Origin of the sequence: Pseudomonas sp. PS02302 (assembly GCF_029959585.1) — a bacterium.
Lineage (GTDB): Bacteria > Pseudomonadota > Gammaproteobacteria > Pseudomonadales > Pseudomonadaceae > Chryseomonas > Chryseomonas aestiva.
The window spans coordinates 1-23061 of sequence record NZ_JASCON010000050.1 but is presented as its reverse complement, the minus strand read 5'-3'; the positions used below and the strand labels follow the sequence as shown (position 1 = coordinate 23061).

Annotated in this window: 22 protein-coding genes; 8 read left to right on the top strand and 14 right to left on the bottom strand. The window is 67.7% G+C overall.

Features of this window, described 5'->3' with window-relative positions; translation table 11 throughout:
• Positions 1 to 53: 53 nt before the first annotated feature.
• Entirely contained in the window at positions 54 to 368 is a 315-nt protein-coding gene (locus QMX82_RS16715) for a YkgJ family cysteine cluster protein (protein WP_158890356.1), read from the top strand.
• 133 nt (positions 369 to 501) lie between these two features.
• Here QMX82_RS16715 and QMX82_RS16710 read toward each other — a convergent pair whose 3' ends face one another.
• Together QMX82_RS16710 and QMX82_RS16705 are read right to left on the bottom strand one after the other, a co-directional pair.
• Positions 502 to 906, bottom strand: a complete 405-nt coding sequence (locus QMX82_RS16710) for a YkgJ family cysteine cluster protein (protein ID WP_093255091.1) — start codon at positions 904 to 906, stop codon at positions 502 to 504.
• Positions 907 to 909: 3 nt separating this feature from the next.
• Complete coding sequence (locus tag QMX82_RS16705) at positions 910 to 1482, bottom strand: xanthine phosphoribosyltransferase (protein WP_044343057.1); 573 nt, start codon at positions 1480 to 1482, stop codon at positions 910 to 912.
• Between the two features lie 180 nt (positions 1483 to 1662).
• Between QMX82_RS16705 and QMX82_RS16700 the strand changes: the two genes are divergently transcribed.
• Positions 1663 to 3720, top strand: a complete 2058-nt coding sequence (locus QMX82_RS16700) for a methyl-accepting chemotaxis protein (protein ID WP_208693524.1) — start codon at positions 1663 to 1665, stop codon at positions 3718 to 3720.
• 52 nt (positions 3721 to 3772) lie between these two features.
• Here QMX82_RS16700 and QMX82_RS16695 read toward each other — a convergent pair whose 3' ends face one another.
• From QMX82_RS16695 to QMX82_RS16645, 11 genes are all read right to left on the bottom strand, one after another.
• Positions 3773 to 4039, bottom strand: a complete 267-nt coding sequence (locus tag QMX82_RS16695) for a hypothetical protein (RefSeq protein WP_058791715.1) — start codon at positions 4037 to 4039, stop codon at positions 3773 to 3775.
• A gap of 89 nt (positions 4040 to 4128) precedes the next feature.
• The gene (locus tag QMX82_RS16690) at positions 4129 to 5235 is read right to left on the bottom strand and encodes a hypothetical protein (RefSeq protein WP_282285625.1); all 1107 of its coding nucleotides are present in this window, start codon (positions 5233 to 5235) and stop codon (positions 4129 to 4131) included.
• A gap of 76 nt (positions 5236 to 5311) precedes the next feature.
• Positions 5312 to 5983, bottom strand: coding sequence for a dethiobiotin synthase (gene bioD, locus QMX82_RS16685; protein ID WP_208693527.1), 672 nt, complete (start codon positions 5981 to 5983; stop codon positions 5312 to 5314).
• Between the two features lie 5 nt (positions 5984 to 5988).
• Positions 5989 to 6786: a malonyl-ACP O-methyltransferase BioC gene (gene bioC, locus QMX82_RS16680; RefSeq protein WP_208693528.1), complete on the bottom strand. Its 798-nt coding sequence runs from the start codon at positions 6784 to 6786 to the stop codon at positions 5989 to 5991.
• The gene (locus QMX82_RS16675) at positions 6767 to 7492 is read right to left on the bottom strand and encodes an alpha/beta fold hydrolase (protein ID WP_208693529.1); all 726 of its coding nucleotides are present in this window, start codon (positions 7490 to 7492) and stop codon (positions 6767 to 6769) included. The genes bioC and QMX82_RS16675 overlap by 20 nt, the downstream gene beginning before the upstream one ends.
• Before the next feature lie 7 nt (positions 7493 to 7499).
• Positions 7500 to 8675: an 8-amino-7-oxononanoate synthase gene (bioF, locus tag QMX82_RS16670; RefSeq protein WP_208693530.1), complete on the bottom strand. Its 1176-nt coding sequence runs from the start codon at positions 8673 to 8675 to the stop codon at positions 7500 to 7502.
• A 153-nt stretch (positions 8676 to 8828) separates the two neighbouring features.
• Positions 8829 to 9878: a biotin synthase BioB gene (bioB, locus tag QMX82_RS16665; protein WP_282285615.1), complete on the bottom strand. Its 1050-nt coding sequence runs from the start codon at positions 9876 to 9878 to the stop codon at positions 8829 to 8831.
• 278 nt (positions 9879 to 10156) lie between these two features.
• Positions 10157 to 11707: a phospholipase D family protein gene (locus QMX82_RS16660; protein WP_208693531.1), complete on the bottom strand. Its 1551-nt coding sequence runs from the start codon at positions 11705 to 11707 to the stop codon at positions 10157 to 10159.
• A complete protein-coding gene (locus QMX82_RS16655) occupies positions 11704 to 12984 on the bottom strand; it encodes an NAD(P)/FAD-dependent oxidoreductase (protein WP_282285613.1) in 1281 nt (426 codons plus the stop codon). Before QMX82_RS16655 ends, QMX82_RS16660 begins: the two co-directional genes overlap by 4 nt.
• 35 nt (positions 12985 to 13019) lie before the next feature.
• Positions 13020 to 13829, bottom strand: coding sequence for a class I SAM-dependent methyltransferase (locus QMX82_RS16650; RefSeq protein WP_282285611.1), 810 nt, complete (start codon positions 13827 to 13829; stop codon positions 13020 to 13022).
• A gap of 68 nt (positions 13830 to 13897) precedes the next feature.
• On the bottom strand, positions 13898 to 14386 hold the full coding sequence (locus QMX82_RS16645; protein WP_007159864.1) for an Lrp/AsnC ligand binding domain-containing protein: 489 nt from the start codon (positions 14384 to 14386) through the stop codon (positions 13898 to 13900).
• A gap of 157 nt (positions 14387 to 14543) precedes the next feature.
• On the opposite strand from QMX82_RS16645, the gene dadA reads away from it, so the two are divergent.
• The 4 genes from dadA (at position 14544) to QMX82_RS16625 (ending at position 18069) form a co-directional block, all read left to right on the top strand.
• Complete coding sequence (dadA, locus tag QMX82_RS16640) at positions 14544 to 15842, top strand: D-amino acid dehydrogenase (RefSeq protein ID WP_282285587.1); 1299 nt, start codon at positions 14544 to 14546, stop codon at positions 15840 to 15842.
• Positions 15817 to 16173 carry a RidA family protein gene (locus QMX82_RS16635; protein WP_282285586.1) on the top strand — a complete coding sequence of 119 codons (357 nt, stop codon included), beginning with the start codon at positions 15817 to 15819 and terminating at the stop codon, positions 16171 to 16173. The genes dadA and QMX82_RS16635 overlap by 26 nt, the downstream gene beginning before the upstream one ends.
• Before the next feature lie 88 nt (positions 16174 to 16261).
• Positions 16262 to 17332, top strand: a complete 1071-nt coding sequence (gene alr / locus QMX82_RS16630) for an alanine racemase (RefSeq protein ID WP_208693535.1) — start codon at positions 16262 to 16264, stop codon at positions 17330 to 17332.
• A gap of 182 nt (positions 17333 to 17514) precedes the next feature.
• On the top strand, positions 17515 to 18069 hold the full coding sequence (locus QMX82_RS16625) for a cupin domain-containing protein (protein WP_007159860.1): 555 nt from the start codon (positions 17515 to 17517) through the stop codon (positions 18067 to 18069).
• 276 nt (positions 18070 to 18345) lie between these two features.
• Here the strand turns inward: QMX82_RS16625 and QMX82_RS16620 are convergent, their stop codons facing one another.
• Positions 18346 to 18927, bottom strand: a complete 582-nt coding sequence (locus QMX82_RS16620) for a DinB family protein (RefSeq protein ID WP_282285579.1) — start codon at positions 18925 to 18927, stop codon at positions 18346 to 18348.
• 118 nt (positions 18928 to 19045) lie between these two features.
• Between QMX82_RS16620 and QMX82_RS16615 the strand changes: the two genes are divergently transcribed.
• Together QMX82_RS16615 and QMX82_RS16610 are read left to right on the top strand one after the other, a co-directional pair.
• Positions 19046 to 20023: a hypothetical protein gene (locus QMX82_RS16615; protein WP_282285576.1), complete on the top strand. Its 978-nt coding sequence runs from the start codon at positions 19046 to 19048 to the stop codon at positions 20021 to 20023.
• A gap of 284 nt (positions 20024 to 20307) precedes the next feature.
• The gene (locus QMX82_RS16610; RefSeq protein ID WP_282285574.1) at positions 20308 to 22911 is read left to right on the top strand and encodes a cellulase family glycosylhydrolase; all 2604 of its coding nucleotides are present in this window, start codon (positions 20308 to 20310) and stop codon (positions 22909 to 22911) included.
• The last annotated feature ends 150 nt before the right edge of the window (positions 22912 to 23061 follow it).

Below are 23061 nucleotides of genomic sequence, written 5' to 3'. Positions count from 1 at the left end.
GTCCAGCCATCGGCCGGAAACCGCTGGGCGGTCCGGGGCGGTACACTGCGCACATGAGCGACATCCCCCTGCATGACCTTTCCACCCCTACCGTGACCTGCGAGAGCTGTCAGGCCTGGTGCTGCCGCCAGGAAGTCCTGCTGTTCGACGATGCCGGCGTGCCTGCCCGCTACATCGAGGAAGACTGGACCGGCACCCGCATGAGGCGTCTCGACGACGGCTGGTGCGCTGCCCTGGATCGCGAGCAGATGAACTGCAGCATCTACGAGGTGCGCCCCTGGGTCTGCCGGATCTTCGACATGGCCGGCCCGGAATGCCTGGAAGAGCGGGCGGACATGAAAAGGGCGATGGAGAGCGGCGAGTTCTAGCGTCGCCCTGGCCAACCCCGTTGGGCTTCGCTGCGCTCAGCCCAACCTACGCGTCCAGCCCTGAGGCACCGTAGGTCGAGACGGCTTTTCCGTCAAAGCCCAACAAGGCGGGCATGCTTCGGCGGACCGCCGTCTAACGCAGCTTCTGCGGCTTGTAGGCGCAGTAGTTCGGGCGCGGACCGACCCTTGGGTGGTTGCGGCAGGTTTCCGGGCGCTGGTCGTAGATGGTGCACAGCCGCGTCTTGGGATGCAGATAGATGCAGTCGTTGTTGGACAGCCGCACCAGGGTGAACAACCCGGTCTTGGCATTGAGGCGTTCGACCACGCCGTCCTTCTTGAGCCGCTTGGCGATGTCCTTGAGCGGCTCGCCCTTCTCGAATTCGTCCACCACGCCCATGCGGATCAGATCGGACAGGCGGGCCTCCACCGGCAGGGTGCAGCAGCTGGACACGCAGTCCAGGCACATGGCCTTGTCGTAACGGATCCAGGTTTCGGTGCGATCGAGATCGGCACCGAGAATGCGCAGTATCTGAGCCATGGCTTACTCGGCGAAGGTGACCTGACCATTGGCCAGGGAGGCGACACGGGCCAGGGATTCGACGCGATAGCCCTGGGCATCCAGTTCGGCGCGACCGACCTGGAAGGACTTCTCGATGACGATGCCCAGGCCGGCGACCTGGGCCCCGGCCTGACCGATGATGGAGATCAGCGCCTTGGCCGCCTTACCGTTGGCAAGGAAGTCGTCGATGATCAGCACCCGATCGTCGGACGAAAGGTGCATGGTCGAGACGGCTATGGTGCTCTCGGTCTGCTTGGTAAAGGAATAGACACTGGCGACCAGTAGATTGTCGGTCAGGGTCAGCGACTGGTGCTTGCGGGCGAAGATCACCGGCACGCCCAGCTCCAGTCCGGTCAGCACCGCCGGAGCGATCCCCGAGGCTTCGATGGTCACGATCTTGGTGATGCCGGCGTCGGCGAAGCGGCGGGCGAACTCCTGACCGATGTCGCGCATCAGCGCCGGATCGATCTGGTGGTTGAGGAAGGCATCGACCTTGAGCACCTGCTCGGAGAGTACCTGGCCTTCGCTGCGAATCTTGGCTTTGAGGCGTTCCACGCGGACGGTCCTTTAACGGCAACGCCCGGGCCTGAGTACAGGACCGGGTCTGAGAATACGGGAGGGCGGCGATTGTGCCCTATCTTTCAAGAAAGTCGTTAGTTTGCCGACAAATCGTCCTATAGGTATCCGCAACGGATAGCCGACGCTTGCCGGTGGCTGGCACAGGAGTGGTCGAACATGGGTGTTTTGTTGTCACCGGGGATTCGCGTGCTGAGCCAGTTCGGCTTCGCCCGCAAGTTCGCCCTGCTGCTGGTGCTGTTCATCCTGCCCCTGGCGGTCAGTCTCTGGCTGCTGGGCGCCGATTTCCAGGCCAAGCTGGCCACCGTCAGTGGCGAGCGCAGTGGCGTGCGGCTGCTGCAACGGCTGGACGCCGTGGAAGAAGAACTCACCCTTCGACGCAACCTGACCGCGCGCTGGAAGGCGATCGACACCAGTCGCCAGGAAACGCCGGCCGTGCAGGCCGCCATCGCTGCCCTGGAAAGTCGCAATGACAGTCGTCGCGAGCGGCTCGCCCGGCTCGAACAGCAGCTGGCGACCGAAGGCGCCGGCGCGGATGTGCAGGCTCGCTTCAAGACCCTGCAGCAGGCGCTCGCCGGGCTGGAGGTCGCGGACCTGCGCGGCCTGGGCTGGTGGCCGAACGGCTATGACCGATTCACCGCCGCCCTCGGAGCCGTCCAGGCGCTGCGCGAGGAAATCGCCCTGGACAGCGGCCTCATCCTTGATCCCTGGATGGAAACCTATCTGCTGATGCAGATCGGCACCACCCAGTCGGTCGAGTTGTATGAACGCCTCGGCCGCCTGGCCAGCGTCGGCCAGGCCAGTGTAGTCTCCGGCCAGTTCAGCCTGCAGAGCCGCCTGCAGCTGCGCGACCTGCGCGCGCGCGTCGGCGACTCCAGCGAGAGCCTGGCCAAGGTCGCCGTCCTGCTCGGCAACAAGCTGCCCGCCGACATGGCCGGCTGGAAGGACGACTACCAGAAGGTCAGCAGCCAGCTGGACGCCAGTCTCAAGACCCTCGATCAGGGGGTGTTCGGCGGCGAGATCACGCTCAAGCCGGAACAGTTCGAAGCCACCTTGGACGGGGTGCTGCAGGGGCTGCAGTCCTTCCGCCAGCAGACGCTGAAGAACCTGGATCAGCGGCTGCAATACTATCGCGGCGATGCCGTGCGCAGCTTTGGCGCCATCGCCGCCGGCTTCGGTCTGCTGCTGGTGGTGACCTGCTATCTGCTGCTGTGCATGCAGGCCGCCATTCGCGGCAGTGCGCGGCGCATCACCAACCTGGCCGAAGGCCTGCGCGACGGCGATCTGACCCGCTCGGCGCAGGTGAGTGGCCAGGACGAACTGGCCGAGATCGGGCGCGCCCTGGACCTGGCCGTGGTGCAGTTGCGCGGCAGCCTGCAGGCGGTCGAGCAGGAGAGTCGCCAGGTGGGCACGGCTTCCGGCGCGCTGGGGCAGCAGGCCGAGGCGGCGCTGGGCGCCGTGGAAGCCCAGCGCCAGCAGATCACCCAGATCGCCACCGCGGCCAACGAGCTGGCCGCCACCGCCCAGGGCGTGGCACGGAGTTGTGAAGAGGCCGCCGGCCGCGCCGAGCAGATGCGCGGCATCGCCGAGGCCAGCCAGAGCGACAGTCGCCAGACCACGGCCAGCATCCAGCGCCTCAACCAGCGCCTGGACGAGACGGCGGCGGCCATGGCCCAGGTCAATGCCCAGGCCGGGCAGATCCAGCAGGTGGTGGACGTCATCCGCGGCATCGCCGAACAGACCAACCTGCTGGCGCTCAACGCCGCCATCGAGGCGGCCCGGGCGGGTGATCAGGGAAGGGGTTTCGCGGTGGTCGCCGACGAGGTGCGTTCGCTGTCGCAGCGCACCCAGGCCTCCACGGCGCAGATCGCCGGGACCGTCGGCAGCCTGAGCGGCACCGTGGCCCAGGCCGTGTCCCTGATGCAGGACGCGTGCGGCCAGGCCGCCAGCGACGCCCAGTCGATCACCGGACTGGGACGGCGGCTGGAAGAGATCGCCGAATCGGTACAGGGCGTCTCCGACACCCTGGTGCAGATCGCCACCGCCGCCGAACAGCAGGCGGTCACCGCCGATCAGGTCAGCGGCAACATCCAGCAGGTCGATGGAGCCGCGGCCGATCTGCTCGGCAACGCGCGCACGGTGCAGAGCACGGCGGTGGGTCTGGAGGCGGGCAGTCGCACCCTGACGGCCAACACCACCCGCTTCCGCCTGGGCTAGAACGCAGAAGGGGCGCCTCTCAGGGCGCCCCTTCCACTCACAGAATTGCTGATCAGGCGCGGGTATCGAGCAGCCGGCCCAGGGTTTCCTGGGAGGCCTGCATGACCTTGGTACCGGCCAGCGCCTGGTACTTGCCGACATCCAGGTTGACCAGTTCACTGGCCAGATCGGCCTGGCTGTTGGTGGTCGCGCCCAGGGCTTGCTGCTCGTTACGCGCCGTCTGGGAGGCGAGGGCGGCGCCGGCCTTTTCGACCGTACGGCTACCGTTCTGGTAGGCCTGCACCCCGGCGTAAAGCGAATTGCTTGAAGTCACGTTCATGGACAGGGTCCTCGACGGTGATGTCAAAGGGCTATTGAAGCAGCTTTGACGCCAAAGAACCAGCAGTCCGTGTCGCCGCCTGTGTCCGGCTATTGCCGGATGGTCGCCCGGTTGCCCTGGCCGCTCTGGCGCAGGTCAAGGCTGTTGCCCGCGTCTGCCTGACTGATCGCGGCGTACTGACCAGCGCCCTGCTGACTGACGCTGACCCGGGCAGCGCCGGCCAGCCCCGCCTGCAGGAGATGACCGTCGCCCACCTGCTCGACGCCGAGTTCGACGTTGTCGCCCACCCAGACCGCACTGATCTCGTTATCGTTGCCCTGGGCAGCCAGGGTCAGGCGGGAATCGTCACCGCCGATCAGGACGTCGGCGCTGTTGCCCTTGCCCTGCTGCTGCAGGTCGAGGCGGTTGCCGGCGCCGGTCACGATCACCTGGATCGCGTTGTCGTCGCCCCGCTGGCGCACACTGACGCTCTGGGCTCGATCGGCGTGGCTGTTCTGCTGCACCGTCGCGCTGTTGCGCTGGCCGATTTGGACCAGTTGCGCCTCCTGCTGTCGCGTGCTCTGACGAATCGCCGCCCGGTTGTCGTCACCGCGTTGCTCGACCTCCGCCCGGTTGGCACCGCCGCCCTGCAGCAGCTTGACTTCGTTGCGCGCGCCCAGGCTCAGCACGTCCTGGACGTGATCGTCGCCCACCTGCCTGAGTCGCACGGCGCTGTCGCGGCCGTCCTGGAACAGATTCGACTGGTTGCGCTCGCCCTGCTGCTCGATGCGCAGTCGCTGGTCGTCACCGCCCTGGCGTACCAGGGCTTCGTTGAGCAGGCCGCGCTGGACGCTGTCCACCGTGTTGCGCTGGCCATGGCCCTGATAGACATAGGCGTGGCTCTGGCTGGCCTCGCGCTGGTCGATGAGGACCTCGCGCGCACCGCCGGCCGCCTGGGTGACATTGACGAAATTGCCGACACCACCCTGCTCGACGCGGGTACGGTCGCCCTGGGAAGCGCTCTGGGTGAGATAGGCCTGGCTGGCACGACCGCTCTGGCTGACTTCCAGGGTGCCCTGGCGGGTATCCGTTTCCTGGCTCAGGAAGGCCCCGAGGCGCTCGCCGCGCTGCTCCACGAGGGTCTGGTTGTCCAGCGCCCAGGCATGGCTGGTCAGGCCGAGCAGGCCCAGGCAGGTCAGGAATTTGAAGGCAGGCACTGGAGCGATCCGGCAGCGGTAGACAGGGCAGTCTGCCGCCGGCCTGGCCCTGCGGCCATCGCCCGAAAGACTGATATCAGCCCGGCAGGCGCAGGTGCGCGGCGACCGCGGCGGGGGTGGCCGCGGCCAGGTGCGGCACCGTGCCCAGGCAGGGCGCCGGCAGGCGTTCGTGCAGGGTGGCGAGGTTGTCGTCCAGGCGCAGGGTCGCTGGCGCCACCAGATTGGCGACCCAGCCGGCCAGTGGCAGGCCGTCGGCGAGGATGGCCTCGGCGCTGAGCAGGGCGTGGTTGATGCAGCCCAGGCGCACACCCACCACCAGGATCACCGGCAGACCCAGCTCACGGGCCAGATCGGACAGGGACTCGCGGCCGGCCAGGGGCACGCGCCAGCCGCCGGCGCCTTCCACCAGGCTGAAATCGGCCTGCAGCGCCAGGATCCGCCGTACCGGTGCGGCCAGGGCGGCAACGCTGAGGTCGATGCCGGCTTCGCGAGCCGCCAGGTGCGGGGCGATGGCGGGTTCCAGGGCAATGGGGTTGATGTCGCTGTAACCAAGCGGCAGCGAAGTCTCGCCGAGCAGGGCCAGGGCATCGCCGTTGCGCAGGCCCTCGGCGGTGCGTTCGCACCCGGAGGCCACCGGTTTGACGCCGGCGGTGGCGAGGCCCTGCAGCCGGGCCCGGTGCAGCAGGCCAGCGGCGATGGTGGTCTTGCCGATCTCGGTGTCGGTGCCGGTGACGAAATAGGCGGGCATGGCGGTCATTCCTTGCGCAGCAGGACGTGGATCACCTGGTAGGTGGCGGGCAGCCCGGCGGGCTCGCGCAGGCCCTCGTAGGCCTGGGTGAAGGCGGCCAGGCGCTGGCGCCCGGTAAGGCCCTGGGGGCGCCCCTGGTTGAGGTTGTGGGCGCCGATGGCCTTGAGGTGCTGGGTCAGGGCGCGCAGATCGGGGAAGTGCAGCCGCTCGGGTGCGACCTCCAGTCCCAGCACCTGCAAGCCGCTGGCCTGGGCGGCTGCGGCATAGGCCGTCTGCTGACGGAAGCGATTGACGTGCACCTGGTCGTCCACCCGGGCCCAGCTCTGGCGCAGTTCGTCGAGGGTGCCGGCGACCAGGCTGCTGAAGGCCAGCACGCCACCCGGGCGCAGGATGCGGCGCGCCTCGGCGAGCACGGCGGGCAGGTCCGGGCACCACTGCAGCGCCAGGCTGGAAAGGATCAGATCGCAACTGTCGGCGCGCAGCGGCAGCCGTTCGGCGTCGGCGGTGAGGTAGTGGCCGGCACCGGCGCCCTGGGCACGGGCATGGCGGAGCATGCCGGGCGCCAGGTCCAGGGCCAGGCCTTCGGCCTGCGGATGGCGCTGGGCCAGGGCGCGGCTGCAATAGCCGGTGCCACTGCCCAGGTCCAGCCAGCGTTGCGGATGCAGAACGGGTAGCCGGGCGAGCAGGCCGTCGGCGACCCGGCGTTGCAGCAGGGCGGCGCCGTCGTACTGCGCGGCGGCGCGGGAAAAGGACAGCGCCACCTGGCGCTTGTCGGGCAATACGTCAGCCATCGCGTCCTGCATAGATGAATTCACGGATACGGGTGGCCACCTCGTCCGGGCGTTCCAGGGGCAGGCCATGGCTGGCGTGCTCCAGGACCTCGACCTGGGCGTTGGGCAGCTCGTCGCGCAGGGCCTGGGCGGCGCTGGCCGGGACCAGGGCGTCATGGGCGCTGAACAGGTGCAGCTGGGGGCCGCTGAAGGCCTGCAGGGCGGCGCGGGTGTCCAGGCGCGCCAGCAGCTCCAGACCGGCGATGACCACCTCGGGGTCGATCTCGGGCAGGGTCACCTGCAACTGGCGGGCGAGGGTGCGGCTGTCGCGCGCGCCCTGGGCCACCAGCAGGGTGAAGCGCCTGAGGGTCAGCTCGGCGTCCAGCGAGCAGGCCTCGAAGAAATCGGTGAAGACGCTGCGCGCCATGGCGGTCTGCCAGCCGGCGCGGGCGACGAAGCAGGGATTGCTGGCCAGGGTGATGAGGCCGTGCACGCCCTGGGGGCGGCGCAGGGTGAATTCGCTGGCGAGCATGCCGCCCAGCGACCAGCCGGCCAGCCAGCCGCCCTCGGCGATGCGGGCTTCCAGGTCGGTGAACCAGGCCTGGGTGTCGGTCAGGGTCGGCAGCGGTTCGATCAGCACGTCGAGAAAGGGTGCCTGCTCGACGAGTTCGTCACGCAGGGGCTCCAGCGGAGCGTTGCCCAGGCCCCAGCCGGGCAGCAAGATCAGGGTATCGCGCATGGGTCGGTCACTTATCCGCGTCAGGCGGTAATTCGGCCATGGCCTGGGCCAGAGCGTCGAGCAAGAGGTCCACGTGCGCTTCGCGATGGGCCGCCGTCAGGGTTACCCGCAGGCGGGCACTGCCGGCCGGTACGGTGGGCGGTCGGATGGCGGTGACCAGAATCCCGCGTCGGCGCAGGGCGGCGGAGAGTGCGAGGGCGCGCGCGCTGTCGCCGACCAGGATGGGCTGGATCGGCGTGGCGCTGAGCATAAGGTCCAGGCCGAGAGCCGTCGCGCCCCTGCGGAATCTCTGGATCAAAGTGTGCAGAAGCTCACGGCGCCAGCCTTCCTCACGGACGAGCTGCAGGGCGGCGAGGGTGGCGCAGGCCACCGCCGGCGGCTGGCTGGTGGTGTAGATGTAGGGTCGGGCGAACTGGATCAGCGTCTCGATCAGCGCTTCGCTGCCGGCGACGAAGGCCCCGGCGGTGCCGCAGGCCTTGCCCAGGGTGCCGACCAGCACCGGGACCTGACGCTGGTCCAGGCCGAAATGCTCGACGATGCCGCCACCGCTGGCGCCGAGGGTGCCGATGCCGTGGGCGTCGTCCACCAGGGTCCAGGCGCCGTGACGCTGGGCGACCTCGCAGAGTTCGGGCAGGGCGGCCAGATCGCCGTCCATGCTGAAGACCCCGTCGGTGACCACCAGGGTGTCGCCTTCGGCCTTGGCCAGGCGCGTGGCCAGGCTGGCGGGATCATTGTGCAGATAGCGGCCGAAGCGCGCGCCGCTGAGCAGACCGGCATCGAGCAGGGAGGCGTGGTTGAGGCGGTCCTCCAGCACCGTGTCGCCACGGCCGACCAGGGCGGTGACCGCCGCCAGGTTGGCCATGTAGCCGGTGGAGAACAGCAGGGCGCGCGGCCGCCCGGTGAGTTCGGCCAGGGCCTCTTCGACCTGGTGGTGCGGACCGCTGTGGCCGATCACCAGGTGCGAGGCGCCACCGCCCACCCCCCAGCGCTCGGCGCCCGCGCGCAGGGCGGCGATCACCTGGGGGTGATTGGCCAGGCCCAGGTAGTCATTGCTGCAGAAGGCCAGCAGGGGTTCGCCATCCACCACCACCTCGGGGCCCTGGGGTGCTTCCAGCAGCGGGCGGCGCCGATAGAGGTGCTCGGCGTGACGCTGGGCCAGGCGGGCGGCGAGGTCGAAGGCCATGGGGTTCTCGTTGATAAGGGTTCAGAGCGCCCTCACCCCAGCCCTCTCCCAGGGGGAGAGGGGGTTGGTCTGGCGCGGGGACTGGCAGCGGGGTTTCGCCTTATCTCAGCTCTTTCTCGGGGAAGAGGGGGAAGAGCTGGGCGGCGCGCGGAGTCAGGCGGTGGCGGCGTCGTAGAAGAGTTCGCCGTTGCGCTGCTCCACCAGGGCCTGCTCGATGGCGGCCTGGTGCACCTCGTCGGCGTGCTCTTCGCGGGCTTCGGGCTGGATGCCGAGGCGGGCGAACAGCTGCATGTCCTTGTCGGCCTGGGGGTTGCCGGTGGTCAGCAGCTTTTCGCCGTAGAAGATGGAGTTGGCGCCGGCCAGGAAGGCCAGGGACTGCATCTGCTCGTTCATCTGCTCGCGACCGGCGGACAGGCGCACATGGGACTTGGGCATGAGGATGCGCGCCACCGCCAGGGTGCGGATGAAGTCGAAGGGATCGACGTCCTTCTCGTTGGCCAGCGGGGTGCCCTGGACCTTGACCAGCATGTTGATCGGCACGGATTCGGGGTGCTCGGGCAGGTTGGCCAGCTGGATCAGCAGGCCGGCGCGGTCGTCCACCGATTCGCCCATGCCGAGGATGCCGCCGGAGCAGATCTTCATCCCGGCTTCGCGGACGTAGGCCAGGGTCTGCAGGCGCTCGCCGTAGGTGCGGGTGGTGATGATGCTGCCGTAGAACTCCGGCGAGGTGTCCAGGTTGTGGTTGTAGTAGTCCAGGCCGGCGTCAGCCAGGGCGCGGGTCTGCTCCTGGTCCAGGCGGCCGAGGGTCATGCAGGTCTCCAGGCCCAGCGCCTTGACGCCCTGCACCATCTGCAGGACATAGGGCATGTCCTTGGCGGACGGGTGCTTCCAGGCGGCACCCATGCAGAAGCGGGTCGAGCCGATGGCCTTGGCCTCGGCGGCCGCCTCCAGCACCTTCTGCACCTCCATCAGCTTTTCCTTTGCCAGGCCGGTGTTGTAGTGACCGGACTGGGGGCAGTACTTGCAGTCTTCCGGGCAGGCGCCGGTCTTGATCGACAGCAGGGTGGAGACCTGCACGCGATTGGGATCGAAGTGCTGGCGATGCACGCCCTGGGCCTGGAACAGCAGGTCGTTGAAGGGCTGCTGGAACAGGGCGCGGACTTCGGCGAGAGTCCAGTCGTGACGCAGGGCGGTAGCGCTCATGGGAGATCCTCGATGCAGGGAACGGCCGGGTGCCGGAGCGGGGCCGATGAATGCGGTCGACCTTAGCCGAAGTCTGGGTTGACTACTGCTCATAAAATGAGCAATTACCGGATTTTTTGCAGGGAGATTGATGGCGTCGCAGCTTGGGTTGAGCGCCAGCGAAGCCCAACAGGGTTGGCACGGCGTGGGTGGTTGGGCTGCGCCGGTGGAGCCGTCTCAACCCAGCCGACGCGCCAACCCCCTCGCCCTTTGGGAGAGGATTGGGGTGAGGGCGAAGCCTAGAGCATCCGCTCCAGCCCCACCGCCTTGACCACCCAGGCGTTGAAGCGCCGCCAGGCGCTGCCCGGTTCGTGGTGCAGCACCCGGGGCTGGCCGTCGCGCTCGCTGACCCACTCCAGCCGCACCTGCCCGCGATCCTCGACGCGCCTGACCGCATAGGAGACGCTCGGGGCCATGCCCTGCAGCATCAGCTGGCGCAGGCGACCGGTAAGGACCGGGCTGTCCACCAGGATGCCGACCTCGGTGTTCCACAGCACCGAGCGCGGATCGAAATTGAAGGAGCCGATGAAGGACCAGCGCCCGTCGATGGCCATGGCCTTGCTGTGCAGACTGGATTCGGATTCGCCAAAGCTGTAGGGCAGGGCGGAGCGTTTCTGGTCCGGACGGGCGCGCAACTCATAGAGCCTGACCCCCTGGGCCAGCAGGGCCGCGCGATAGGGCGCATAGCCGGCGTGCACGGCGGGCACGTCGGTGGCTTCCAGGGCGTTGGTCAGCACCCGGACATCGACGCCGCGGGCGGCCAGGCCCCCCAGGTAGGCGACCCCCTGATTCATCGGCACGAAGTAGGAAGAGACCAGCAGCAGTTCGTGCTGGGCGCCGTCCAGGGTCGGTTGCAGCTGATGGGTGAGCAGCAGCTGCCAGTCCGGTTCGTCTTCGGCCAGCACCTTGCGCGGCGCATCCCAGAATGCCTGGGCATGGGCCCAGGTCAGCTCCCGCAGCCAGCCGTCGAGCTGGGGCGCGGTGGCGTAGCGCCGCAGACGGTTGTACAGCGCCAGGTCGCGGGTGCGTTCGCTGTCGAGGTAGTGATGCAGCCGTGCGCGCAGCCGCACCAGGGCGGTGGGCGAGGGAGCGAACCAGCGCAGCCGCCGGGCCGGCTGGCTCAGCGGACTGTTCCAGTACTGGTCGAAGCTGGTGCCCAGTTGCCGCGCCACCGGGCCGGCGGCGAGCAGGTCGAGATCGGTGAAGTTCATCTCCGGACGGGCATCGAAGTACTCGTCACCCAGGTTGCGGCCGCCGACGATGGCCACGCTGTCGTCGGCCAGCCACAGCTTGTTGTGCATGCGGCGGTGCTGATGGTTGAGATCCACCAGGCGGCCCAGGGCCCGGGTCGGACCGGTGCTGCGGCCCAGGTGCAGCGGATTGAAGACGCGGATCTGCACATTGGGATGGGCCGCCAGCACGGCGATCTGGTAGTCGTTGCCGTCGCTGCTGGTGTCATCGATGAGAAAGCGGATACGCACGCCGCGATCCGCCGCCTTGAGCAGTTCGTTGACCAGCAGCCGGGTGGTCAGGCCGTCGTGGACGATGTAGTACTGGATGTCCAGGCTGCGCTGAGCCTTGCGGATCAGCTCGGCGCGAGCGGTGAAGGCGTCGGTACTGGTTTCCAGCAGACGCAGACCCGACAGGCCCGGGTGGGTGGCGCCAGCCGCGCGCACCTGGCTGTCCAGGGCGGTGCCGGCGACCGGGAGGACCTGGGAGGCGTGGCGCGGAATCGGCGTGGCGCAGCCGGCCAGCAGCGCCAGCAGCAGGGGCACGACCAGGCGGATCACAGGCTGTCCTTGAGGCGATACCAGAGCATGCCCAGGGCCAGCAGCGGCGATCTCAGGTGGCGACCGCCGGGAAAGCGCGCATGGGGCACCCGGGCGAAGAGGTCGAAACCGGCCGACTGGGCCAGGATGGCCTCGGCCAGCAGGTGACCGGCCAGGTGGGTGGCGTTGACCCCATGACCGGCATAGGCCTGGGCATGGAAGACGTTGGGGTGCTCGCGCAGCCGGCCGATCTGCGGCAGGCGATTGGCTCCGATGCCGATCATGCCGCCCCAGGCGTAGTCGATGCGGACCTCGGCCAGCTCGGGGAACACCTCCAGCATCTTCGGCCTCATGTAGCCGGCGATGTCCCTGGGATCGCGTCCGGAATAGTGGCAGGCGCCGCCGAACAGCAGGCGGCGGTCGGCGGAAAGGCGGAAGTAGTCCACCGCCACGTTCTGGTCGCAGACCGCGCGATTGCCCGGCAGCAGCCGCGCGGCGCGTTCGGCGGACAGCGGCTCGGTGGCGATCACATAGCTGCCGGCCGGCAGGACCTGGGCGGCGAGATCGGGTTGCAGGTCGTCGATATAGGCGTTGCAGCAGAGCACCAGGGTAGCGGCCGAGACCCGGCCGCGGGCGGTGTGGACGCGCACCCGGGGGCCGTATTCCAGGCGGGTGACCTGGCTGTCTTCGTGCAGTTGCACGCCCAGCGCCCGGGCCGCGGCAGCTTCGCCGAGAGCCAGATTGAGCGGATGCAGGTGGCCGGAGCCCTCGTCCACCAGGGCGCCCTGGTAGCGGTCGGAGCCGACCACCTCGGCCAGCCGGGCCTTGGGCACCAGGCGCAGCGGATGGGAGTAGCCCAGAGCCTGCAGCGCGGCATGCTCTTCCTGCAGGTGCTGCCAGTGGCGCGGCTTGTTGGCCAGGTCGGCGAAGCCCCAGGAGAGCGCGCAGTCGATGCCATGGCGGGCGATGCGCTGACGCACCAGGTCCACCGCCTCGAAGCCCAGGCGCTTGAGTTCACGCACCCCCTCGGTGCCTATGACCGGTTCGAATTGCTCGACGTCATGGCCGACGCCGCGGATCAGCTGGCCACCGTTGCGGCCGCTGGCGCCCCAGCCGATGCGGCGGGCTTCCAGCAGCACCACCCGGGCGCCACGCTCGGCCAGTTCCAGGGCGGTCGTGAGCCCGGAAAAGCCACCGCCGACCACGCAGACATCGGCCTGGACCTCGCCCTCCAGGGGCGGAAAGCTCAGGGTCTGGTTGGCGGTGGCGGCGTAGTAGGAGGGGGCGTGGGGCTGCATGGAGGCGTCTGACTGGCCAGGGCGAAGGCGCAATCCTAAGCGGTGGGCCGTTGTGCCACCAGGGTGAAACTCATCGGCAGCTGGGCTTGCTGGTCTTGGTAGCGGTCGTAATCCACCTCCCGATTGGAGTGTGGATGCTCTTCCAGCCGTTGCAGCGCCAGGCCTGCCTGCAGGCAGGCGGTGACGATGGCGCCCAGGGTGTGGATGTGCCAGTAGCTCGGCGCGCCCTGGCCATGATCCAGGCCATCGTAGGCGATGAGGTGGTCGCTCACCAGCGGCTCGCGCCGGAAATAGCTGTAGCGCGGCACCAGCGGCTGGTCCGCCTGGGGCTCGAAGACTTCCAGGAAGGGATGGGTCTCGTAGACCACCAGGCGTCCGCCTGGCGCCAGCAGGCCCTGCACCGCGGCGAAGAAGGCCGGCAGATCGGGCATCCAGTTCAATACGCCGATGGTGATCAGCACCAGGTCGTGCTGGCCGAGCCCGGCGGGCAGGGCATAGATGTCGGCCGCCACCAGTCGCGGCGCCAGGCCCGCCGCCGCAGCCAGCTGCTCACCCTGGGCGAGGAAGGCCGGCGATTGGTCGATGCCCAGCGCGGGACGGCCGCCAAGGCTGGCCAGGGAAAGCAATTCGCGGGCATTGTTGCAGCCGACCTGGGCGCAACTCAGGCCGCGGATGTCCAGTGCGGTGAGGGTGGCGGTCAGGCAGGCGTCGAGGACCGAAAAGCCGGGTTGCCGGGCCTGTTCCAGCAGAGCCTCCCATTCCTCGCCCCGGGCATGGAGCGGCGCCGACAGCTCCCAGGCCTGGCGATTGGCGGCGGTGATGAGTTGGCGTTGGCGGGGATCCATGGCGTGGCCTGCTTGGCGATCTGACGAAAGAGCGCAGCCTAGACGGTGATCCCCGGGGTTGCCAGCCGTTAGTCCGGCACCGGCAGACTCAGGGTCTCCTTGATCTCTTCCATCACGATGTAGCTCTTGGATTCGCGCACATGGGGCAGCTTGAGCAGGATGTCGCCGAGCAGCTTGCGATAGGAGGCCATCTCGGAGATGCGCGCCTTGACCAGATAGTCGAATTCGCCGGAGACCAGGTGACATTCCAGCACCTGGGGCAGCTTGAGCACGGCGCGGCGGAATTCCTCGAAGGTGTCGCCGGACTTGTAGTCCAGGCTCAGCTCGACGAACACCAGCAGCCCGGCCTTGAGGTGCTGCGGATTGAGGCGGGCGTTGTAGCCTTGGATGATGCCCTCGCGCTCCAGCCGGCGGACGCGCTCGGTGCAGGGCGTGGTGGACAGCCCCACCCGCTCGCCCAGCTCGGTGAAGGAGATGCGGCCATCGTCCTGGAGGATGCGCAGGATGTTGCGGTCGATCTTGTCCAGCTCGCGTCTGGCCTGGTGATGGGTACGCATCGCGGAGGTCTCTGCCAAAGGGGTCTTTACCGGAAAATTACTCCGAATATAGGCAATTCTTCAGTGATTAGCACTGCGAGCGGCTTTCTATACTTGCCGTATCTGCCTTCATTCCGACGAAAGCCGGCGAAATCCTCTCGCCGGCCAGGAGCTAGCGATGCGTGTACTGGTTTTGGGTAGCGGCGTCATCGGCACGACCAGCGCCTACTATCTGGCCCGTCAGGGTTTCGAGGTGGTCGTGGTCGATCGCCAGGCCGGTCCCGCCCTGGAGACCAGCCATGCCAACGCCGGTCAGGTCTCGCCTGGCTATGCCTCGCCCTGGGCCGCGCCCGGCGTACCGCTCAAGGCGCTGAAGTGGCTGTTCCAGAAGCACGCGCCCCTGGCCATCCGCCTGACCGGCGACAGCAGCCAGTACCTGTGGATGGCGCAGATGCTGCGCAACTGCACCGCGGCCCGCTATGCGGTCAACAAGGAACGCATGGTGCGGCTGTCCGAATACAGCCGCGACTGCCTCGACGAGTTGCGCCAGGACACCGGCATCGCCTACGAAGGCCGCCAGCTGGGCACCACCCAGATCTTCCGCACCCAGCAGCAGGTGGAGGCCGCGGCCAAGGACATCGCCGTGCTGGAGCGCTCCGGCGTGCCCTTCGAATTGCTCGACCGCGACGGCGTGGCCCGGGTCGAACCGGCGCTGGCGGCGGTCAAGCACAAGCTGGCGGGCGGCCTGCGCCTGCCCAACGACCAGACCGGCGACTGCTTCCTGTTCACCAATCGCCTGGCCGAGGAAGCCCGCCGCCTGGGCGTGGAATTCCGCTTCGGCGCCGAGATCCAGCAACTCAGCGCCAATGGCGATCGTATCGACGGCGTCAGGGTCGATGGCGAACTGCTCACCGCCGACCACTACGTCCTGGCCCTGGGCAGCTATTCGCCGCACCTGCTGGCGCCCCTGGGCATTCGCGCGCCGGTCTATCCGCTCAAGGGCTATTCGCTGACGGTGCCCATCGTCGATGCCGCCATGGCGCCGACCTCGACCATCCTCGACGAGACCTACAAGGTCGCCATCACCCGCTTCGACGATCGCATCCGCGTCGGCGGCATGGCCGAGATCTGCGGCTTCGACCTGAACCTGGATCCGCGCCGCCGCGCGACCCTGGAAATGATCACCGGCGACCTCTATCCTCGCGGCGGCGACCTCGCCCGGGCCAGCTTCTGGACCGGTCTGCGACCCGCCACCCCGGACGGGACCCCCATCGTCGGTGCCACCCGCTATCGCAACCTGTTCCTCAATACCGGGCACGGGACGCTGGGCTGGACCATGGCCTGCGGCTCCGGTCGCCTGCTGGCCGATCTGATCGCCCGCAAGCAGCCGCAGATCAGCGCTGAGGGTCTCGACATCTCCCGTTATTCCGCTACCCAGGAGTCCCCGCGCAATGCCCGTACAGCGTCTGCACACTGATCGCCGCCTCAGCGAAATCAACATCCACAACGGTACCGTCTACCTGGCCGGCCAGCTGGCCGACGACTTTGCCGGCGACATCTACCAGCAGACCCGCGAGACCCTGGCCAACGTCGACAAATTCCTCGCCGAGGCCGGCAGCGACAAGCAGCACATCCTGGTGGTGACCATCTTCCTGCGCGACATCGCCCTGCACTTCGAGGGCATGAATCGCGCCTGGGACGAATGGGCCGCCCAGGGCGCCACCCCGGGTCGCACCACCGTCGAAGCCAAGCTGGCCAAGCCGGACATCCTGGTGGAAATGAACGTCATCGCCGCCGTCAAGGCGTAGCGTCCTCATCCCCTCTCCCTCCGGGAGAGGGCCAGGGTGAGGGTGTTTCAACGCCCCCCAACTTTCCCTCTCTCTGCCGAGACCTCCCATGCGTCCCGCCCGCGCCGTCATCGACCTCGCCGCCCTGCGCCAGAACTACCGACTGGCACTTGAACTCTCCGATGCCCGCGCCCTGGCGGTGATCAAGGCCGATGCCTATGGCCATGGCGCCGTGGCGGTGGCCAGCGCCCTGGCCAAGGAGGCCGATGGCTTCGCCGTGGCCTGCATCGAGGAGGCCCTGGAGCTGCGCGCTGCCGGGATCCGCGCGCCCATCCTGCTGCTGGAAGGCTTCTTCGGCGTCGACGAGTTGCCGTTGATCGTCGAGCACGATCTCTGGACGGTGATCCATGCCGACTGGCAACTCCAGGCGGTGGAGCGGGCCACCCTGGCGCGGCCGCTGCAGGTCTGGCTGAAGCTGGATTCCGGCATGCACCGGGTCGGCTTCTTTCCCCAGGACTACGCCGCCGCCTATGGGCGACTGCTGGCCAGCGGCAAGGTCAGCGGCATCGTCAAGCTGACCCACTTCGCCCGCGCCGACGAACCGGACAGCCCGGCCACCGCGGCGCAGATCGCCACCTTCCGCGCGGCCACCGAGGGCCTGCCCGGCCCCACCAGCCTGCGCAATTCGCCGGCGACCCTGGGCTGGCCCCAGGCCGCCGGTGACTGGGTGCGCCCGGGGCTGATGCTCTATGGCGTCTCGCCCTTCGCCACGGCCCAGGCCGCGGCCGAACGACTGCAACCGGTGATGACCCTGACCTCGCGGGTGATCGCCGTACGCGAACTGCCAGCCGGCGAGCCGGTGGGCTATGGCGCGCGCTTCGTCACCGCCGGGCCGACCCGGGTCGGCGTGGTCGCCCTGGGCTATGCCGACGGCTATCCGCGCCATGCGCCCAACGGCACCCCGGTGGCCATCGAAGGCCGTCCCGGTCAACTGATCGGCCGGGTATCCATGGACATGCTCACTGTCGATCTCACCGATCATCCCCAGGCCGGGGTGGGCAGCGAGGTGGAATTCTGGGGCCGCCAGGTGTCGGTGGCGGACCTGGCGGAACGCTGCGACACCATTCCCTACCAGTTGCTGTGCAACCTCAAGCGGGTGGCGCGCAGCTATCGCGACTAGGCCCTGGGCAGGGCCTCCGGGCGCTGCCGCCACCAGGCGAACGCTGTACCGGGGCCGCACGTCCGTCGTGGTGTTGTAAATCTCGAACAGCGTTGCCATGATGCCGAACACCGTGCCGCGGCACGCCTTCAGCGCGTGGCCTGGCCACGTCTCCCCCGCCTGCTCGAGGAGTCTTTCCCACCTTGGACGTCGGTGCCCGCCTGCAAACCATCCGTACCCTCAAGGGCCTGTCCCAGCGCGAACTGGCCAAGCGTGCCGGGGTGACCAACAGCACCATCTCGATGATCGAGAAGAACAGCGTCAGTCCCTCCATCAGCTCGCTGAAAAAGGTGCTGGCCGGGATTCCCATGTCCCTGGTGGAATTCTTTTCCCTGGATCTGGAGCAGGACACGCCGACCCAGGTGGTCTATCGCGCCAATGAACTCATCGACATCTCCAGTGGCGCCCACACCGTGCGCATGCGCCTGGTCGGCCGCGCCCATCCCAGTCGCGCCCTGGCCTTTCTCGACGAGACCTATCCGCCCGGCGCCGACACCGGCGAAGAGATGTACGCCCATGAAGGCGAAGAGGCCGGCCTGGTGGTGGAAGGCCGCCTGGAGCTGACCGTGGGCGGCGAGGTGCACATCCTCGAACCCGGCGACAGCTACTACTTCGAAAGCAGCCGCCCGCATCGCTTCCGCAATCCCTTCGAAGCCCCCGCCCGACTGATCAGCGCGACCACGCCGGCGAATTTCTGAGTACCCGCAGCACGACGGTTGTAGGGTGGAAAACGGCGGAGTCTTTTCCACCTGGAGGTCGGTGCGGGGGCGCCCTCACCCCAGCCCTCTCCCGGAGGGAGAGGGGGCTGGCCGAGTGGACGTTTGTCCACAGCGCTCCAAGACAGATCGCGATGGGGCGCCGCGATAGGAATTTCAGCAGCGAATCGCGGCCGTGGGCCGCTCCTACAGGGGTGATGCTTTTGTAGGAGCGGTCGCTACGGCGCACCGGCATGGTTGCGATAAAGACAGTTGCTACTACGAGCCAGTCCCCCACAACTCCCCTTCATCGATCCCCAGCGCCGCCAGCTCCGCCCGGCGTAGCGGTTCGTCCTGGGCGAGAAAGAATTCGTCCAGTTGCGGCGGCGCCACGCCGCTGGCCAGGAGCAGGGCGTGGGCCTGGCCGCGGTGGTGCAGCTGATGCACGAAGAGATGCTGCAGGGTGCGCAGGCGCTGTTCCCGTACCGGGCCGCTGGCGCGGGGCAGGGTGATGAGCGGGATCAGTTGCTGCGGACCGAGGCTGCGGCACAGGGCGATGAGGCGCAGGTCACTGGCGCTCTGGGCCGCACGCAGCGTCGCCAGGTCAGGCCAGGCGGTATCCTGGTAGGGCCGGGGCTGGTCGTGCAGGGCATCGAGATAGAAGCGATCGACATCGAGCAGATGGCCGAGCAGGGCCCAGAGCGAGCCGAAGAAGGCGGCGGGTTGGGGCGCCCGCAGGGCGGTGACCGGCAGCAGGGCGCAGGCCGCCAGCAGGCGGTGGTTCGACCAGCGATTGTTGCAGGCCTGGGCCAGCAGCAGGGTGGTGGTCATGGGCAGGTCCTCGGCACGGCGCGCGGACACCTACTGTAACCTGCGGCGGTGTGGCGGAGGTCGCAGCCTGGGCCCCCTTGGCATTGAGCCGCTGCCGGCACTTTGCCATGCTCCGCGGCTCTGCTCTCTATCTGCAAGGATGCGCCTGATGCCTAGAATTTCGCCCTGGTTCGGCCTGGTCGCCGCCCTGTGCCTGGGTGCCCCGGTCCGGGCCGCCGACTCCGTCTCCCTGCCCGACCTGCCCTACATCCCCCTGGGCGTGGTGGGCCACGACAACAACGCCGCCTATCCCGATGCGCAGATGGAAAGGCGCCTGCAGCTGCTCGACCGCTACAACCTGCGCAGCTATCGCTCGGGTGAATTCCTGCTGCTGGATCTGCCCCGCCTGGATCGCCTGGTGGCCCTCGCCGGCCAGTACCACATCACCCTGCGACCGGTGATCACCCAGCAACTGACCCAGGCCCAGGCCTATGCCCTGGCCAAGCGCTACGCCAAGGACATCAAGATCTGGGAGATCGGCAACGAGCAGGACTATTCGCGGGTCGGCGCCGGCATCCGCATCAGTCGACTGGTGGACATCTATCGCGGCATCCGCCGGGCCTCCGACGAACTGGACGCCGGTCTCGAGACCACCATCAACGTGATGTCCTGCAACCCCGACGACAGGGGTGCCAAGGCCCGTTGCCCGGGCGATCGCCTGGGGTCCATGTGGTTTCTCGATCAGGCCCGGGCCGCCGGCTTCGCGTTCGACTACATCAGCTTCCACTACTACCCGCACTACCATGATCGCGGCCGCTGGATGGATCTCTACCTGGGGCAGATGCGCGCCATGGCGGAAAAATACCGGACGCGGATCTTCTTCAACGAGGTCAATTGCGGCGAGATCTACCAGGGCGCCACCGATGGCGGCCGACCGGGCGATCGCGGCTGCCATGACAGCCTCGAAGCCATCCTTTCCGAACTCAATGGGCGCTATCGCGACATCGTTCGCGAGATCAACGTCTACGAATTGCTCGACGAGCCGACCCATCCGATTGCCCATGAGCGTCACTTCGGGCTGATGTACGACCTGGACCGCCCAAAACCGGTCATGGAACTGATCCGCCGCTATGCCGGCAAGCCCTGAACCGTCAGAAAGCGGACAAACCTGACTTCACCGCGAAAACAGGTCTCTTGGGTGACCGGATGGTCACCGACGAACGGTAGACAAAGTGCCATCATCGGCACCGTACATCTGGCAAAACGCCGCGTTTACCCCTGCATCGTGATGGCACGGGTTCTTATTGGTCTAGCGCTTGCACTAGGCTTTGCAGGTGCTAGGGAAACGATCTTCCCCGGCAGTTTTCCTGCTGTACCGAGGTGGGATGCACGGATCGAATCGCGCACCTCGGCCTATCTGGTTCCTTCTTGATGACAATCCTTAGCTCCATCTCCCGCCGCCTGCCGCGTCAGGCGCTGCTCTTGCCTGCCCTGTTCGCCACCGCTTCGCTTGCCACCTCCGCCCAGGCCGTTGACCTGGTCGGTCTCAACTTCTCCGGCGCCACCTTCGCCGCCCAGGTACTGCCCGGTGTCAACGACCGCAACTTCATCTTCCCGGCCGAGAGCCATTTCCAGCAGTGGAGCGCCAAGGGCGTGAAGCTGGTGCGCTTCCCCATTCTCTGGGAGCGCCTGCAATCGTCCATGGGGGCCAATCTCGATCCCACCTACGCCGGCCTGATCGATCGCACCCTGGGCTACGCCCAGAAGTACGGCGTCAAGGTCATCCTCGATCTGCACAACTACGCCCGCTACCAGGGCAAGGTCATCGGCGCGGGCGAAGTCCCCTACGAAGCCTTCCAGAATCTCATGACCCGCGTCGCTCAGCGCTGGGGCACCCATGCGGCGCTCTATGGCTACGACATCATGAACGAGCCCCACGACGCCGTGAGCAACTGGCCGACCGCTGCCCAGTACGGCATCGACGGCGTGCGCGCGGTCGATTCGACCCACCCGATCTTCATCGAAGGCAATGGCTGGGCCGACACCACCCGCTGGCCGCAGTGGAACGATACGCTGCTCAAGCTCAAGGACCCGGCCAACAACCTGATCTTCATGGCCCAGGCCTTCTTCGACACCAGCCTGAACGTGGCGACCCTCTCGCCCAGCTATGGCGTCGAGCGTCTCAAGCCCTTCGTCAGCTGGCTCAAGGCCAACAACAAGCGCGGCTTCATCGGCGGCTTCGGCGTACCTGACACGGATGCGCGCTGGTTGCCCATTCTCGACGGCATGCTGGCCTACCTGAAGCAGAACTGCATTCCGGCCACCTACTGGGCCGCCGGCCCGGGCTGGGGTACCTACAACCAGGCGGTCGAGCCGATCAATGGCAAGGAGCGTCCGCAGTGGGCGGTACTGGCCAAGTACCTGGACAAGGACAGCTGCGCCGGCATCGGTCCGCAGGTGACCCCGACGGCCGCCACGCCGCCCAAGACCGAGACCGCCACCAGCGGTGCGACCGCGGGCACCACCGGCGGGACCGGTGCCGGCGGAGCGACCACCGGCACCACCACTGGCGCCGCGCCGGCTACGGGTAGCAGCACCACGGGCACCCCCACGGGCACCACCGCAGGCAGCACGCCCATGGCTGGCGCCGTCACCGGCACCACCGCCAATGCCGCGACCTCGTCCAAGCTGACCACCGTCGAGCAGCTCTACCTGGCCTACTACGGCCGGGCCGCCGATGCCGGTGGCCTCAACTACTGGGCCTCGCGTCTGGCCGGCGACATGAGCGTCGAGCAACTGGCGGCCAACTTCGCCGGCAACGGCGAATCGACCACCCTCTATGGCTCGCTGAGCGGTGCGGCCCTGGTCAACCAGGTCTACCAGAACCTCTATGGCCGCAGCGCCGACAGCAGCGGCAGCGCCTACTGGACCAGTCGCCTGGCCAACGGCATCACCTCGCGCGCCAACCTGCCACTGGAGGTCATGCGTGGCGCCGCGGGCGACGACAAGACCGCCTTCGACAAGAAGGTGAACACCGCCCTGGCCCAGGGCACCACCACGACCACGCCGACCCCCGCGGCCAGCGTGCAACCGGTGCAGAACGTGGTCCTGCCGGTCGCCAGTGGCAGCGTCTCCTCGGCGCCGTTGACCGGCTACAAGAACATCCCCCTGGGGGTGGTCGGCCACGACAACAGCGCCGCCTATCCGCCTGCCGAGATGGAGGCCCGCCTGCAGCTACTGGCGGCGCGCAATCTGCGCACCTATCGCTCCGGCGAGTATCTGGTGACCAACCTGCCCGAGCTGGATCGGCTGGTGTCCCTGGCCCGCAAGTACAACATCACCCTGCGGCCGGTGATCACCCACAAGCTGACCCAGGCGCAGGCCTATACCCTGGCCAAGCGCTACGCCAAGGACATCAAGATCTGGGAGATCGGCAACGAGCAGGACTACGCCAAGGCCGGTGCGCAGGATCGCATCAACACCCTGGTCGGGATCTATCGCGGCATCAAGCAGGCTTCGGACGAGCTGGGCGCCAACCTCAAGACCACCATCAACGTGATGGCGTGCAACTCGGATGATCGCACCACCACCTCGCGTTGCCCGGGTGATCGCAATGGGGCCATGTGGTTCCTCGACCAGGCCAAGGCGTCGGGCTTCAACTTCGACTACATCAGCTTCCACTACTACCCCTATGTCGACGACAAGGGATACTGGATGGACATGTACCTGGGCCAGATACGCGCCATGGCCAACAAGTACAAGACCAAGGTGTTCTTCAACGAGATGAACTGCGGCAACGTCTACCAGGGCAACACCGACGGCGGCCGTGACGGCGATCGGGCCTGCTACGACAGCGTCAAGCAGATGCTCACGGTGCTCAACACCAGCTACAGGGACGTGGTGGCCGAGATCAACGTCTACGAACTGCTCGACGAGCCGACCCTCTCGGTGGTCCACGAGCGCCACTTCGGGATGATGTATGACCTCAAGCGTCCCAAGCCGATCTTCGACATGGTGACCAGCTTCGCCAAGTAAGACCGGCGTGGCCAGACCACCGCCCCCGCTGCCTGACCGGTAGCGGGGGCGGTGTCGTTTTGGGGGTAGGAAAGGGGGGCGGGTGTCAGTCCGGCGTGGGGCGGCCCTCACCCTAACCCTCACCCAGAGGGAGAGGGGATTGCTCAAGTG

Excerpts from the sequence above, each read along its gene's own strand:
- QMX82_RS16715 (WP_158890356.1), top strand. The coding sequence starts at position 54 with ATGAGCGACATCCCCCTGCATGACCTTTCCACCCCTACCGTGACCTGC.
- QMX82_RS16710 (WP_093255091.1), bottom strand. The coding sequence starts at position 906 with ATGGCTCAGATACTGCGCATTCTCGGTGCCGATCTCGATCGCACCGAA.
- QMX82_RS16700 (WP_208693524.1), top strand. The coding sequence starts at position 1,663 with ATGGGTGTTTTGTTGTCACCGGGGATTCGCGTGCTGAGCCAGTTCGGC.
- QMX82_RS16695 (WP_058791715.1), bottom strand. The coding sequence starts at position 4,039 with ATGAACGTGACTTCAAGCAATTCGCTTTACGCCGGGGTGCAGGCCTAC.
- bioD (WP_208693527.1), bottom strand. The coding sequence starts at position 5,983 with ATGCCCGCCTATTTCGTCACCGGCACCGACACCGAGATCGGCAAGACC.
- bioC (WP_208693528.1), bottom strand. The coding sequence starts at position 6,786 with ATGCAGGACGCGATGGCTGACGTATTGCCCGACAAGCGCCAGGTGGCG.
- QMX82_RS16675 (WP_208693529.1), bottom strand. The coding sequence starts at position 7,492 with ATGCGCGATACCCTGATCTTGCTGCCCGGCTGGGGCCTGGGCAACGCT.
- bioF (WP_208693530.1), bottom strand. The coding sequence starts at position 8,675 with ATGGCCTTCGACCTCGCCGCCCGCCTGGCCCAGCGTCACGCCGAGCAC.
- bioB (WP_282285615.1), bottom strand. The coding sequence starts at position 9,878 with ATGAGCGCTACCGCCCTGCGTCACGACTGGACTCTCGCCGAAGTCCGC.
- QMX82_RS16655 (WP_282285613.1), bottom strand. The coding sequence starts at position 12,984 with ATGCAGCCCCACGCCCCCTCCTACTACGCCGCCACCGCCAACCAGACC.
- QMX82_RS16650 (WP_282285611.1), bottom strand. The coding sequence starts at position 13,829 with ATGGATCCCCGCCAACGCCAACTCATCACCGCCGCCAATCGCCAGGCC.
- QMX82_RS16645 (WP_007159864.1), bottom strand. The coding sequence starts at position 14,386 with ATGCGTACCCATCACCAGGCCAGACGCGAGCTGGACAAGATCGACCGC.
- dadA (WP_282285587.1), top strand. The coding sequence starts at position 14,544 with ATGCGTGTACTGGTTTTGGGTAGCGGCGTCATCGGCACGACCAGCGCC.
- QMX82_RS16635 (WP_282285586.1), top strand. The coding sequence starts at position 15,817 with ATGCCCGTACAGCGTCTGCACACTGATCGCCGCCTCAGCGAAATCAAC.
- alr (WP_208693535.1), top strand. The coding sequence starts at position 16,262 with ATGCGTCCCGCCCGCGCCGTCATCGACCTCGCCGCCCTGCGCCAGAAC.
- QMX82_RS16615 (WP_282285576.1), top strand. The coding sequence starts at position 19,046 with ATGCCTAGAATTTCGCCCTGGTTCGGCCTGGTCGCCGCCCTGTGCCTG.
- QMX82_RS16610 (WP_282285574.1), top strand. The coding sequence starts at position 20,308 with ATGACAATCCTTAGCTCCATCTCCCGCCGCCTGCCGCGTCAGGCGCTG.